At 72.9% G+C, this 13,755-nt stretch carries 10 protein-coding genes; 4 read left to right on the top strand and 6 right to left on the bottom strand.

Annotation, left to right across the window (positions count from 1 at the left end):
* Positions 1-26 precede the first annotated feature (26 nt).
* From ACZ6QO_RS36910 to ACZ6QO_RS36900, 3 genes are all read right to left on the bottom strand, one after another.
* On the bottom strand, positions 27-2,279 hold the full coding sequence (locus ACZ6QO_RS36910; protein ID WP_465858012.1) for a heavy metal translocating P-type ATPase: 2,253 nt from the start codon (positions 2,277-2,279) through the stop codon (positions 27-29).
* Positions 2,280-2,377: 98 nt separating this feature from the next.
* The gene (locus ACZ6QO_RS36905) at positions 2,378-2,587 is read right to left on the bottom strand and encodes a heavy-metal-associated domain-containing protein (RefSeq protein ID WP_465858010.1); all 210 of its coding nucleotides are present in this window, start codon (positions 2,585-2,587) and stop codon (positions 2,378-2,380) included.
* A 247-nt stretch (positions 2,588-2,834) separates the two neighbouring features.
* Positions 2,835-3,983, bottom strand: a complete 1,149-nt coding sequence (locus ACZ6QO_RS36900) for a pectin acetylesterase-family hydrolase (protein ID WP_465858008.1) — start codon at positions 3,981-3,983, stop codon at positions 2,835-2,837.
* Positions 3,984-4,074: 91 nt separating this feature from the next.
* Between ACZ6QO_RS36900 and ACZ6QO_RS36895 the strand changes: the two genes are divergently transcribed.
* Together ACZ6QO_RS36895 and ACZ6QO_RS36890 are read left to right on the top strand one after the other, a co-directional pair.
* Entirely contained in the window at positions 4,075-5,406 is a 1,332-nt protein-coding gene (locus ACZ6QO_RS36895; protein ID WP_465858006.1) for a sensor histidine kinase, read from the top strand.
* Positions 5,403-6,065, top strand: coding sequence for a response regulator (locus ACZ6QO_RS36890; RefSeq protein WP_465858004.1), 663 nt, complete (start codon positions 5,403-5,405; stop codon positions 6,063-6,065). Before ACZ6QO_RS36895 ends, ACZ6QO_RS36890 begins: the two co-directional genes overlap by 4 nt.
* Positions 6,066-6,107: 42 nt before the next feature.
* On the opposite strand, the gene ACZ6QO_RS36885 is transcribed toward ACZ6QO_RS36890, so the two are convergent.
* Complete coding sequence (locus ACZ6QO_RS36885; RefSeq protein ID WP_465858002.1) at positions 6,108-7,493, bottom strand: FAD-binding oxidoreductase; 1,386 nt, start codon at positions 7,491-7,493, stop codon at positions 6,108-6,110.
* A 61-nt stretch (positions 7,494-7,554) separates the two neighbouring features.
* Positions 7,555-9,105: a class I SAM-dependent methyltransferase gene (locus tag ACZ6QO_RS36880; protein WP_465858000.1), complete on the bottom strand. Its 1,551-nt coding sequence runs from the start codon at positions 9,103-9,105 to the stop codon at positions 7,555-7,557.
* A 478-nt stretch (positions 9,106-9,583) separates the two neighbouring features.
* Between ACZ6QO_RS36880 and ACZ6QO_RS36875 the strand changes: the two genes are divergently transcribed.
* Positions 9,584-10,414, top strand: coding sequence for a methyltransferase domain-containing protein (locus ACZ6QO_RS36875; protein WP_465857999.1), 831 nt, complete (start codon positions 9,584-9,586; stop codon positions 10,412-10,414).
* Positions 10,415-10,823: 409 nt separating this feature from the next.
* Here the strand turns inward: ACZ6QO_RS36875 and ACZ6QO_RS36870 are convergent, their stop codons facing one another.
* Positions 10,824-12,077 (bottom strand): acyl-CoA dehydrogenase family protein, encoded by a 1,254-nt coding sequence (locus tag ACZ6QO_RS36870; RefSeq protein WP_465857997.1) that lies wholly within the window; start codon positions 12,075-12,077, stop codon positions 10,824-10,826.
* Positions 12,078-12,430: 353 nt separating this feature from the next.
* On the opposite strand from ACZ6QO_RS36870, the gene ACZ6QO_RS36865 reads away from it, so the two are divergent.
* On the top strand, positions 12,431-13,654 hold the full coding sequence (locus ACZ6QO_RS36865; RefSeq protein ID WP_465857995.1) for an acyltransferase family protein: 1,224 nt from the start codon (positions 12,431-12,433) through the stop codon (positions 13,652-13,654).
* Positions 13,655-13,755: the final 101 nt, after the last annotated feature.

Genomic DNA, 13,755 nt, shown 5'->3' with positions numbered 1-13,755 from the left:
TGGACGGGCCGGCGGGAGGGAGACGGTCAGCGGAAGCGGCGCAGGCGCAGGCTGTTGGAGACGACGAACACCGACGAGAAGGCCATGGCCGCGCCGGCGATCATCGGGTTGAGCAGGCCCGCGGCCGCCAGCGGCAGGGCGGCCACGTTGTAGGCGAAGGCCCAGAACAGGTTGCCCTTGATGGTGCGCAGGGTGCGGCGGGACAGCCGGATGGCGTCGGCCGCCACGCGCAGGTCGCCGCGGACCAGGGTCAGGTCGGCGGCCTCGATGGCCGCGTCCGTTCCGGTGCCCATCGCCAGCCCCAGATCGGCCTGGGCCAGCGCCGCGGCGTCGTTGACGCCGTCGCCGACCATGGCCACCGTGCGGCCCTGCGCCTGCAGGCGCTTGACGACGTCGACCTTGTCGGCGGGCAGCACCTCGGCGATGACCTCCTCGATGCCGACCTCGTCCGCCACGGTGCGCGCGACGGCCTCGTTGTCGCCGGTCAGCAGCACCGGGGTCAGCCCCAGCGCCCGCAGGTCGCGGACGGCCCGCTCGCTGGTGGGCTTGACGGTGTCGGCGACGACCAGCACCGCGCGGGCCCGGCCGTCCCAGCCGACCGCGACGGCGGTGCGTCCCGCGGCCCCGGCGGCGCGCACCGCGGCCGCCAGGCCGTCGGGCAGGGGCTGGGACCACTCGGCCAGCAGCTGTGGACGGCCGACCAGCACCGCGTACCCGTCGACGACGCCCTGAACGCCCAGCCCTTCGACGTTGGCGAACTCCTCGGGGGCGGGGAGCGGCCCGCCCGTCCGCTCGGCGGCGCCGCGGGCGACGGCCTGGGCGATGGGGTGCTCGGAGGCGTGTTCGAGCGCGCCCGCCAGGCGCAGCACCTCGGCCTCGTCCTCGCCCTCGGCCAGGTGGACCTCGGTCAGCGTCATCCGGCCCTCGGTGACGGTGCCGGTCTTGTCCAGCACGACGGTGTCGATCGTCCGGGTGGACTCGAGCACCTCGGGCCCCTTGATGAGGATGCCCAGCTGGGCGCCGCGTCCGGTGCCGACCAGCAGCGCGGTGGGGGTCGCCAGGCCCAGGGCGCACGGGCAGGCGATGATCAGCACCGCGACCGCCGCGGTGAAGGCGGCGCTCGCGCCGGCGCCCGTGCCGAGCCAGAAGCCGAGCGTGCCCAGCGCGAGCACGATCACGACCGGGACGAAGACGCCGGAGATGCGGTCGGCCAGCCGCTGGACCTGCGCCTTGCCGGTCTGGGCCTCCTCGACCAGCCTGGCCATCTGGGCGAGCCGGGTGTCCGACCCCACGCGGGTGGCGCGGACGACCAGCCGCCCTCCGGCGTTGACGGTGGCGCCGGTGACGGCGTCACCTGGCCGGACCTCCACCGGCACGGACTCTCCGGTCAGCATCGAGGCGTCCACCGCCGAGGAGCCCTCCTCGACCACCCCGTCGGTGGCGATCTTCTCGCCCGGGCGCACCACGAAGCGGTCGCCGACGACCAACTGGTCGCTGGGGACGCGCACCTCGGCGCCGCCGCGCAGGACGGCGACGTCCTTGGCGCCCAGCTCGAGCAGGGCGCGCAGCGCGGCGCCCGCCCGGCGCTTGGAGCGGGCCTCGAAGTAGCGGCCGGCGAGGATGAACGCGGTCACCCCCGCGGCGGCCTCCAGGTAGATGTTGCCCCCGCCGTCGGTGCGCTCGATGGTGAGCGCGAACGGGTGCGTCATGCCGGGCATCCCCGCGGTGCCGAAGAACAGCGCCCACACCGACCAGCCGAGCGCCGCGATCGTGCCCAGCGAGACCAGCGTGTCCATGGTCGCCGCGCCGTGCCGCAGGTTCACCCAGGCGGCCTTGTGGAAGGGCAGGCCCGCGTAGACCACGACCGGGGCGGCCAGCGTGAGCGACAGCCACTGCCAGTAGGTGAACTGCAGCGGCGGGATCATCGCCATGGCGACGACCGGCACCGAGAGCACCACGGCGGTGATCAGGCGGCGCCGCAGCGACGCCAGGTCGTCGGGCTCCTCGGCCGGCCGGTCCTGCGGCGGCACGGGCGGGGCCGGCAGCGCGGCGGTGTAGCCGGCCTTCTCGACCTCGGCGATCAGCAGCCGCGCGTCCAGGCCCTCGGGGTAGGTGACCTTGGCCTTCTCGGTCGCGTAGTTGACCGTCGCGCTGACGCCGTCGAGCTTGTTGAGCTTGCGCTCGATGCGGTTGGCGCACGACGCGCACGTCATGCCGCCGATCGACAGCTCGACCGAGCCGCCGGCGGCCGGCGGCTCGCGTTCGGTGACCGATGACATGCCGTATCTCCTTCGTCCGGCTGACGCCCGGCGTCAGCGCCCGTCCTCGTGCCCGTGCCCGCGCTCGTCCTCCTGCGGTGCGGCGGCGAGGGCTTTCGTCACCCGGCGACCACTTCGTAACCGGCCTCCTGCACGGCGGCGGTGACGGCGGCGCCGTCGAGGGGGCCCTCGCTCTCCACGGTCACCAGGCCGGTGGACAGCTCGACCTCGACGCCGGTTACGCCCGGCACCTCGCCGACCTCTTCCTTCACCGAGCTCACGCAGTGCCCGCAGGTCATGCCCTTGACGGTGTAGGTGGTGGTGGTCAACGCGATCACTCCTGTCGTCGATGAGCGGGGTTCGGCTCCCCACTGTAGCCAACACCATACCCCTGTACCGTATTCCGGAGCACCAGGGAGCCGGCCGAGGCGGGCCGCCCACCTCGGCGGCCTGGGCGGGCAGAAGGAGAGAACGCGCAGGTGAGCCCGCCGCCGACCATACCGGCACGGCGCCGGATCCCCTGACGCCGCACCTGCCGGGATTTCTCGGTACCCGCCCCGGCCGGGCGCGCCGCGTTCATGGACCGCACGGGTCGCAATGGACGTCGCCGGGCGACCTGCCGGTGACCAGCGCGCGGAGCCAGTCGACCAGCCGGACGCCCCGCACCTCGATCTCGTAGAACCTGCCGGGCTCGAAGATCTGGTGGTCGGCGCCCGGCGCGGTGTAGCTGTGCAGGCGCACCCCGGCGGCCTCGATCGCCGCCTCGTTGCCGTCGATCACTCTGAGGAGGTCCGGCGGATTCCCGTCCAGCCATCGGGTCAGCTCCGAAGTCGCGTGCGGGTCGTAGGCGAAGTCGAAACGGGCCAGAACGAGGCCGGGAGCATGCCGGGCGGCCTGGGTCCAGAACCGGGGGACGCCCGGCTCGCGGACGGTGAGCCCGTCGACCGCCCAGCCGGGCATGGCGTCGTAGGCGTTCCACCGCGCCTTGAGGATCCCGGCGTTGAAATCGGGGTCGTCCGGCCAGGCGCCGGACTGTGCGCCGAACACCACGACCTTCGCGCGGGGAAGCCGGTCGGCGACGAGGCCGCCGTAGATGGGAGCGGCGACCGACCCCGCGGTCTTGCCGATGACGACGACCTGTTCGGCGTCGGGATAGTGCTCGGCCAGGTAGTCGAGCGCCGCCGTGCCGTTGACCCGGCCGCGGTGCTCGACGGTCAGCTCCGGCGAGTACCTCTGGGAGACGTTCCCCAGATGCGCGTCACCGGTGCAGGCGCTCACATAGAGGAACGAGTGATCGGCGAACGGGTTGTCGGCACGAGTGGTGTCGAACATCCCGCTCCGGTTCTCCGGATTCACGCCCGAGAGGTTCCAGTCGTAGAAGTCGTTCTCGCCGCGGTCGCCGGTGAACGCGCACATCTTCGCGTCCCAGCAGACGCCTCCGCCGTTCAGGAAGAACACGACCTTGGTGGGATCGGCTCGCCGCTCCCAGAAGGAGAACCGGCTGCCGTCAGCGCAGTGGCAGTCACCCGCCGGCACGACCCGGTCCCACGCCAACTCCTTGCGGGCGCCGCTCAGGAAGGCGCCCCAGCCGGCCGGCACGATCGCCAGAGCGACCGACAGGAGAAGGGCCGTTCTCAGCACACGGTGGCGGCGAGAGCGGCCGGCGGCGTCGCCGGAGTTGTTCGTCATCGTCACAGGCTGCGCGGCGCCGGAACGGCCGCGCATCTGCCCATGGTCATGTCCGCACCCCTGACTTCCGACGGGTTCCGGGCGACGGCGCGGAAAGCCTAAGGTGTCGCCTGGGATGAGGATTCACATGGCGCCTCTGTGGGGCGCCTTACGCATGTCGAGCGTCCAGGATGCCGGCCTCGCCGCCCTCCTGCTGACCGGCACGTGGGCGGCAGGCGGCGCCGCCGCGACTCCGGCGACCGGCGCCTGGTTCGCCGGAGCGATCTGGCTGCGGCAGCCGCCGGCCTCATGGGTCCTGATCGGCGTCTGCGTCGCCGCCGTGGCGGTGCGCCGCAGGTGGCCGGTTCCGGCGCTCGCCGCGACGTCGCTCGCCGCCGTGGCGCAGATGGCGCTGGCGGCGGGACCGGTGCTCGCCGACCTGGCCGTACCGATCGTCCTCTACACGGTCGCCGCTCAGCGGCGGCGCGAGGTGTCGCTCGCGCTGCTCGGCGCCGCCCTGGCCGTGGCGACGGCGTGGTCGGTGTTCGTGGCCCTCGACGGCAGGACCGACGGCTGGCTCTACGAAGGGCGGCCCTTCGGCGTCGGCGGACAGGAACGCAGGGCGGGGGCCTCCGTCATGCCGCCGCAGGAGGCGGCGCCCGGCGAGCCGCGGCCGGACGGCCGGGAAGCCACGACGCCGGGACCGACGGACTGGGGCGGGATCCCCGTCCTCGGCTCCCTGCTGGTCGTCGCCTGGGCGATCGGGTGGGGTGTCCGGAGCCGCCGCGCCTACCTCGGCGAACTCAGGGCGCGGGCGCGAGACCTGGAGCGCGAACGCGACCAGCGGGCCGCGCTGGCGGTGGCCGCCGAGCGGGCCAGGCTCACCCGCGAACTGCACGACGTGGTGGCGCACGGCCTGGCCGTCATCGTGATGCAGGCGCAGGGCGGCGCCGCGGCGTTCGCCAAGCGGCCCGCCGACACCCTCGCCGCGCTGGACACCATCGTGGCGACCGGCCGCGCCTCGCTCGCCGACATCCGTCACGTGCTGTCCGCGTCCGGGCCGGTCGACGACCCCGCGCGGCCGGTGCCGGGCCTGGCGCAGCTGCCCCGCCTGATCGACCAGGTGCGGCGGGCGGGCACCCCGGTCCGGCTGCGCATCGACGGATCGCCGCGACCGCTGCCCACCGGCGTGGACGTCTCTTCGTACCGGATCGTCCAGGAGGCGCTGACCAACACCATGAAGCATGCCGGGCCGGGAGCCCGCGCCCAGGTGGTGGTGTCCTACGGAGACGATGAGCTGAGGATCCATGCCGACGACGACGGCGCCGGCGAGCCGGCCTCCGGCGGGACCGGCAACGGACTGCGGGGCATGCGAGAACGCGTGGCGCTTCTGGGCGGCGAGGTGTCCGCCGGCCCGGGTCCGGACGGCGGCTATGTCGTACGGGTTCGCATCCCCCTCGATCAGGAGGTGACCGCATGATCCGCGTGCTCCTGGTCGACGACCAGGCCCTGCTCCGCGCCGGCCTGCGGATGATCCTGGAGAACGCCGAGGACATGGACGTCGTCGGGGAGGCCGACGACGGCGCCACGGCCGGCGCCCTCGCGGCCGAGACGATGCCCGACGTCGTCCTGATGGACGTCCGGATGCCCGAGGTCGACGGGCTGGAGGCCACCCGCCGCATCCGGGCGTCGCTTCCGGACGGCCCCCGCGTCCTGATCCTCACCACCTTCGACCTCGACGAGTACGTGTACTCCGCGCTGCGGGCCGGCGCGAGCGGATTCCTGCTCAAGGACACCCTCGCCGCCGACCTGCTGTCGGCGATCCGCGTGGTGGCGAAGGGCGACGCCATCGTGGCGCCACCGGTCACCCGGCGGCTGATCGAACGCCACATCGGCACGTCCGGCGACCCGCTGCCCCGCACCGAGGCCGAACTTCGCGTCCTCACCGATCGAGAGCGCGAGGTGCTCGAACTGATCGCCCGGGGCCTGTCCAACGCCGAGATCGCCGGCCGGCTCTTCCTCACAGAGGGGACCGTGAAGGGCCACGTCAGCCGTATTCTGACCAAACTCGGCCTACGGGACCGGGTGCAGGCCGTGATCTTCTCCTACGAGTGCGGCCTGGTCCGCGCCGGCGGGTGACGCTGCTGCGGGTGACGCTGCTGCGGGTGACGCTGCTGCGGGTCAGATGAGGGTGGTGGTGGCGGGCATGGCGTCGTGGCGGAACAGCCCGCCGGGGTCGACGCGCAGGCGGACGCGGTCGACGGCGGCCACCTGGTCCTCGGTCAGGTGGCCCTGCGGCTGATCGAGCCTCTCCACGAACGTGGGCGCGGTGCGGCCGGCGTCCCACGGGGCGAGGGCGGCCCGCACGGTCGCGCAGTGCCCGAGGATCGCCTCCTTGGTGAGCGCGCCGTCCGGCACCCCCGCGCCCGAGTAGGCGTACCGGGCGTCGAAGTGGTCCAGCGCTCCCCCGGCCCGGTCGCCCACCCCGTACGCGCCGCCGAGCTGGCGCAGGCCCGCGACGACCAGCGGCGATCCGGAACCCGGGCCGAGCACCCGCAGCAGTTCCGCCACGCCCTCGTCGCCGATCTCGTTCAGCAGCATGTGGTCGCCGACGATCGGCACCGGGTCCGAGGGATCCATGTGCGCTCGCAGCACTCCGGCGGAATCGGTGACCTCCCAGGTGTCGAGCACCGGGTCGGCCACGGCGCGCAGCGGCCCGAGCAGGTCCTCCGCCTGCCCGCGGGCGGCGGGCAGGCCGTCCTCCGACTCGACGAGCACCACGCCGTCCACGCACAGCACCGGCCCGGCGGCCAGGACGGGCGGGACGTCGGGAAGCGCCGGCAGGTTCATCACCCGCGCCGAGGTCGCGACCTCCCAGGGCGCGTCCTCGGTCCACCGGCGCCAGGCGCGCAGCAGCGGGGAGGCGTGGGCGGCCGGCCAGAACGCGGCGCCGGTGACCACCTTGGCCACGGGGAACAGGCCGACCTCGACGGCGGTCACGACGCCGAACCCGCCACCGCCGCCGCGCAGCGCCCAGAACAGCTCCGGGTCGGAGGCGGCGTCCACCCGGCGCCGCTCGCCGTCGGCGGTGACCAGCTCGACGGCGCGCACGCTGTTGACGGCCAGGCCGACCTTGCGGCTGTAGAAGCTCATGCCGCCGCGCAGCAGGTAACCGACGACGCCGACGTCGGGCGACGAGCCGTGCGGCGGGGTCAGCCCGTGAGCGGCCGCCGCGTCGACGACCGCGCCCCAGCGCGTCCCCGCGGGGACGCGGGCCACGCGGCGGGCGGCGTCGATCTCGACGGCGCCGTCCATCAGCGTCCGCAGGAGCAGGGCGCCGTCCATGGGACGCGCGGTGGCCGAGGCGTGCCCGGTGGTGTGCACCCGCACCGCCAGCCGCTCGGCGGCGGCCAGGCGCAGCGCGGCCCGTACGTCCTCGACGGTGCGCACGGTGACCGCCGCGGCGGGCCGCGCGGGGGCGACCAGGTTGAACACCCGGGTCGCCGCCTCGTAGAGGGCCTCGCCTGGCAGCGCGACGCCCGCGTCCCGCTCGCTGATCGTGGTCATCCCTCGTCGCCTCCAGTTCGTTCGTGGAACTCTGCCCGGACCGGCCCCGCCGGCCCGCGCGTCAGTCGCGGACGGCGGTGATGAAGGCGAAGGTGCCGGGGCCCGACGCGTCGACGATCGACATGCCGGCGTCGGCGAGCCACCTCTCCAGCTCCTCCATCGTGAAGAGCAGCTGGCCTTCGGGGCGGCTCGGGAAGTAGTGGGACTCCTGAAAGTGCCGGGCGATCGGATCGGAGTCGAACAGGAAGGTCATCGCGGTGAACGTGCCGCCCGGCCTGAGCACCCGGCCGACCTCGGCGATGGCCTGCGGCGCGTCGTCCGGGAAGGCCTGCAGGGCGTTCCAGCAGTTCACCGCGCCGAAGGTGGCGTCCGCGAACGGGATGTTCAACGCGCTTCCCCGCACCGCGGGCACCCGCGGGAGCTTGCCGCGCATCACGGTGAGCATCGGCAGGCCCATGTCGACGCCGACCAGGCGGTCCTGGCCGACGGCCTCGGCGACCACGGTGGTCCACCGTCCGGCGCCGCACGCGAGGTCGAGCACCGGGCCGTCCACCGGGCGGATCTGGCGGGCGATGTAACCGTCCTCGACCTGCGGGGTCACCGCGCCGCCCCAGTTGGCCCCCGCGATGCGCAGGTAGGCCGGGCGCAACACCTTCTCGTAGTACACGCCCAGGCTCGGCATCTCGGCGAGCTTGGCCAGCAGGTTGGCGGTCGCCTCGTGCGGCTGGTCGGCCGCGGACTCGCTGATGCCGTCGGACAGGTCCAGGATGCCGAGGGCGATCGGGTAGCGCACCGCGCACGTGGGGCAGCGGACGACCTCGCCCTCGAACTCGACCGAGCCGGAGCAGGTGGTGCAGCGCAGCGCGTCCGCGTACTGGGTGAAGGTCTCGATGCCGAGCTCACCCGCGGGGGCCGGGGCCTCGCCGGTCCCGGGAGCCGAGGGCAGGTCGACCGGCATGCCGTGCCGGACGGCCCAGTACGCCATCGCGCCCGAGTAGGCGTACAGCATCCGGGTGTCGTTCTCCCAGTTCGTGGTGACCTGGGCCGGGGTGAGCGTACGGAGCTGCTGACGGTGGAACTCCAGGTCCTCCGCGCTGAGGTCCCACACCGACGGGGACGGCCACATCCGGCCGATGTCGGGGTCGCCGCGGTCGAGCGTCGCCAGGCCGCGCTCCAGCCGGCTCTGCTCGGGCGGGTCCAGCGCGAGCGGCGCGGCGGCGGCGAGGATGCGGTCGCGGTCGCCGGGGAAGTGGGACAGCAGGTAGAGCAGGGCGAGCGTCAGCGGCCGGTCCTTGCCGCCGCGGCCGAGCAGGGCGAGGTAGTGGTCCAGGCCCGCGCGGACGGCCGCGTTGAGCGGGCCGTCGACGACCGGGTACTCGGCCTCGGCGAGCAGGCCGAGCAGGACGGCCAGGTGACCCTTGCGGTCGTCGCCGGCCTCGTCGAGCGCGGACACGAGCGCGGGAACCGCCGTCAGGGCGCGGCCGGTCGCCTCACCACGGTGCCACAGCGCCGCGACCAGCCGCTGGAACTCCGCCTCCAGGCCGGCCGGCTCCGCGGTCGTGAAATCGGTCAGGAGTTCGGCGACAGCGGGCCCCGTGGTGGAAACACTCATGCGCGCGTCCTTTCACGAAAGGGAGAATGGCGGCCGCACGGCTGGAATCGCCGGCGTGCGCCGGCCGCGCCCGACGCGCATCGGTCGGATGCGCGCTCTCGATGTGCGCTCTGAACGCGCACCGTTTCGATGCGCGCGGTTTCGATGCGCACGCCGGACGGCCGCGTTCCACGGCCGAGACCGCTCCGTCCGGCGACAGGTCCGTCCACGAAATCTTCGCATCGGGCGCGGCGTCGAGTCTTCTCCGAGCGTGCTTACCGGCGACCCGCGCGAGCTGCCGCGATGCCTCCGGCAGGCAGCAACCGTGGAGATGCGTCGAAGGCCGCGGCGCGGTCACCATGAGGCTTGGGAGGAACGATTCCTCGTCTTGCCCCGGCCGCGGGGAACGTCACTCCGGCGACGACGGCGCCGAGCCGCCGGCCCGCCCGGCCTCTTCCGCGTCCGCCACCGGCCGCCCATCGTCTGGAGTGAGGGATTGATGACCAGGGAACTGATCGACTCGGCCGACATCGGCACCCATTACGACGAGCGCTCCCCGATCGGCGACGAGTTCCGCAACGGCCAGTTGCACATGTGGTACTGGTACGACAACGAGGACGACACCCCGTTGAAGGACGCCGTGCACCGCATCAGCCGCAAGGTGGCCGAGACCCTCGGGCTGCGCCCCGGCGAGCGGGTCCTGGACGCCGGGTGCGGCCCCGGCGAGACGGCGGTCTTCCTCGCCAGGAACTACGGCGTGCGGGTCACCGGCATCACCGTGAGCTCCTTCGAGATCGACAAGGCGAACGAACGGGCCGTGGCCAACGGGGTGACCGACCGGGTGACGTTCGAGTACGGCGACTACACCGGCCTGACCTACCCAGACGGCTCGTTCGACGCCGTCCTTGCGCTGGAGTCGCTGCAGAACGCCCCGGACCTCGGGCAGGTGCTGGCGGAGCTGTTCCGGGTGCTGCGCCCCGGCGGCCGCATCTCGTTCTCCGACTTCAGCCTGGAGTCGGAGGCCGAACCGGCGCGGGTGAAGAGGTTCATGAGCACCCTGAAGCTGCGCGAGCTGCCCACGCTGACCCAGTGGATCGAGCACGCGCGGCGGGCGGGCTTCGAGGTCGAGGAGTACACCCAGTGCGGCCCGCGGGTGTTCGGCAAGAAGAGCAAGTACATCAAGGCCGCGATGGACCACCGCGACTCGATCGCCGCGAAGTTCGGCGAGGAGGCGCTGGCCGAGTTCTCCCGCCGCCACCTGGGCTTCTTCGCCCCCCGCAAGGACCAGATCGGCTACGTCATCGTCTCGGCGCGCAAACCGAACCGCTGACCCCGGACCTCGCCCGGCGGCCTCCTCCCCGCCGGGCACCCTTCTCTCGCGACCAGCCCGGGCATGGGCTTCTCCAACCGGGCGCCGGGTCGGCGGGAAGTGGTGCGGCGATGACGGCGCCCTGCTGCGACGGGCGACCGGTGAACCTCGCGGACATCAGGCGCCGGCCGCCCTCCTTGGACCACCCGAAGACCGCGGACACCGGGCACACGGGCCTACCCGTGGTCCCGGTGTCCTGTGCGCGCGACGAGACCCGCGGGCCCGCCTGATCGGCCGGGAACGCGGGTCTTCCGTTTTCAAGGGCTGTTCGGTGTTCTGGAAGGCTCTTCGATGTTCTGGGAGTTCTCTGCCGGCCGTGCGCAGCGTCGTTGGTGGACACGGCCGGCAGGGTCGGGGGGACCCCGGCGGGTCAGGCGTGCGCGCCGTCCTCCACGCCGAAACGGGCCTTGGCCAGCTCGCGCTTGGCGATGGTGGACAGGAAGACGGCGAACCCGGCGTGGCTGTGGAACATGGACATGTCCCGCCACACCCGCTCGATGCGCTCGCCCTGCCGCACCGCGCTGGAACCGGCCGTGGGGAACAGGTAGTTCTCGACCGCGCGCCAGCACAAATCGACCACCTGGTGGCAGATGGAGGCGAGCCGCATCTCGGCCTCCTTGGTGACGGCCTGCGGGCCGCGCGCGCAGATCTCTGTCCACTGCTGGATGGCGTTGAGGACGGCCGCCTCGCCGGTGGCGATCATGCCGGCGGCCTGGCCGTACCAGTACTGGTAGTCCAGGTCCTGGGTGCGCGGCAGGTTCGGCGGGAACAGGGCGACGCGGCTGCGCATCAGGTCCTCGTAGGCGTCGAGCGCGCCGAGCGCCATGCCGACGGCGAGGATCGCGTCCTCGATCACCATGAAGCTGAGCTGACCGCCGCCGTACTCGGGGTTGCCGTGCAGCGTGCGTCCCGGGGTGCCCTTGGAGACGTCGACCTGGCTGACGTGGGTGTCCAGCGTGAAGTGGCCGGGCACCACCCCGTTCTCCATGGTGATGCTGTGCGACCCGCTGCCCTTGAGCCCGAGCTGCTTGCCCCAGTCGGACAGGCGCCGCCACTGGCTGCGCTCGGCGATGAACATCATGGGCGCGGGCGGCGCCCCCTCGCCGGGGGACACCAGCGTGTGGCCGATGAAGTGCGTCGCGTACGGTGCGCCCGAGTTGTAGCCCCAGGTGCCGTTCAGCACCCAGTCGCCCTCGGGGGTGCGCTCGGCCGTGCCGCTCGGCGCGACCGTGGCCGGGCAGATGAAGTCGCCGCCCGCGAAGATCTCCGACTGCGCCTGCTCGTCGAACAGCGAGGCCACGACCAGGGCGTGCGCGTGACCCAGGCAGTACATCCAGCCGGTGGACGGGCATCCCCGGGTGAGGGCCATCGTCACCCGCATGAAGGTGTCGATGCCGTACTCCAGGCCGCCGTAGCGCCGCGGGACGAGGATCCGGTAGAAACCGGACCGCAGGAACTCCTCGTGGGTGTCCTGCGCGTAGAAGGTGCGCTCCTCGGTCTCGGCCTGGCGGTCGACCAGCGTGGCCGCAATGGCCTCGGCCCGCGCGACCATCTCCGCCGGGGTGAGGACGGTCTCGGGCTGAAAAACGACTCCGTACTCGGAAACATCCGTGGCCACTGCCATTGGCGCGCAGTCCTTCATCTCGAATGGCTGACGGGGAACCGTGCCGTGTGGTCCAGCGTTCACCTCCGCCCGGCGCACGGGCATCTCTTGGAATGCGGTGTGCCACGCCGCCCGGCGCCGCCGGCGCCGGCGCCCCCCGTCCGACCTGCGCGTACCCGTCGTACGCGCACACCGCCTGGCGCGCCGCCGCCGGCGAAGACCGCAATCTGGAAAATGCGCGCCGCACTGCGGGATGCAATGGTCGAGACCTGCCGATCCATGAACGGTGGCTCCCCGATCGACCGCGCGAAAGGGCATGCCGGGCCGCCGGCTGATCGAGCCTGAGCCGGCCAGAACTTGAGAAGGTGCGTCCAATGGTGGAGTTATCGAAACCTGTCGGTTCCCAGCCGATATCACTGCCGTCCCGGCTTCCGTCGCTGACCGGAATGCGGTTCGTCTCCGCGGCGATGGTCTTCCTCACCCACGCCATCGGCGCGAGCCTGTTCGCCTCGGCGGCCTTCGCCGGCGCGTACATGTCGGTCGTCATCCAGGGTGGCTGGGCCGCGGTCTCCTACTTCTTCATCCTCAGCGGATTCGTCCTGACCTACGCGCAGCGCAAGTCGGACACCGCGGCGACGTTCCTGCGGCGCCGCTTCCTGAAGATCTACCCGAACTACATCATCACGCTGGCCGCCGCCATCGTCCTGGTGAGCTGGGTGGGCAAGCAGGCCATCGACGGCGGCACCGCGCTGCTGCACGCCCTGCTGCTGCAGTCGTACGTGCCCGTCCTCGGCGTCCGGACCGCGCTGAACTCCCCGGCCTGGTCGCTGTCGTGTGAGGCGCTGTTCTACCTGTGCTTCCCGCTCATGGCCCGCTACATCGGCCGCATCAGGCCCGAGCGGCTGTGGGGGTACGCGGGGCTCACCGTGGTCGCGATCTTCGCGGTGCCCTTCGTGGCCAAGCTGCTCCCCGCCCAGCCGCCCATCCCCGGCTTCGGCATGACCGAGCTGGAGATGTGGTTCGTCATGCAGTTCCCGCCGGTGCGCATGCTGGAGTTCGTCTTCGGCATGATCATGGCGCGGGTCGTCATGACCGGCAGGCGGCTGCCGATGGGCCTCGGCGGCGCGATCGCCCTGGGCATCGCGCTGTACGCCCTCGCGCCGCTGCTGCCGGTGAGCTTCGACGTCGTCGCCGTCTCGGTCGTCCCGCTCGGGCTGATCATCGCCGCGGGCGCGGTCGACGACACCGAGCGGCGGACGAGCTGGCTCGGCGGGCGGGTCATGGTCTGGCTCGGCGAGGTGTCCTACGCGTTCTACATGTGGCACTTCCTGGTGCTGATCTACGTCCGGCAGTGGTTCGGCAACATGAAGGGCTGGAGCACCCCCGCGGCCTTCGGGATGATGGCGGTGCTGGCCGGCATCACGCTGGTGCTGTCGTGGGCGCTGTACTCGCTGGTGGAACGCCCGATCATGAGGCGCTTCGCCTCCTCGCGCAACGGCAGGACCGGCCCAGGGGTGCCGCTGCCGATGCCGCCCGCCTCCTCCCCCGACCTGCCCGAACAGGTGCCGGTCGACCCGGCTCCCCCGGCGGCCCGCTGAGGCCCGCCGCGGGGGGGGGGGGGGGGGGGGGGGGGGGGGGGGGGGGGGGGGGGGGGGGGGGGGGGGGGGGGGGGGGGGGGGGGGGGGGGGGGGGGGGGGGG

The sequence above is a fragment of the Sphaerisporangium sp. NPDC049457 genome (assembly GCF_055586705.1).
This window is presented reverse-complemented; position numbering and strand designations above follow the sequence as displayed.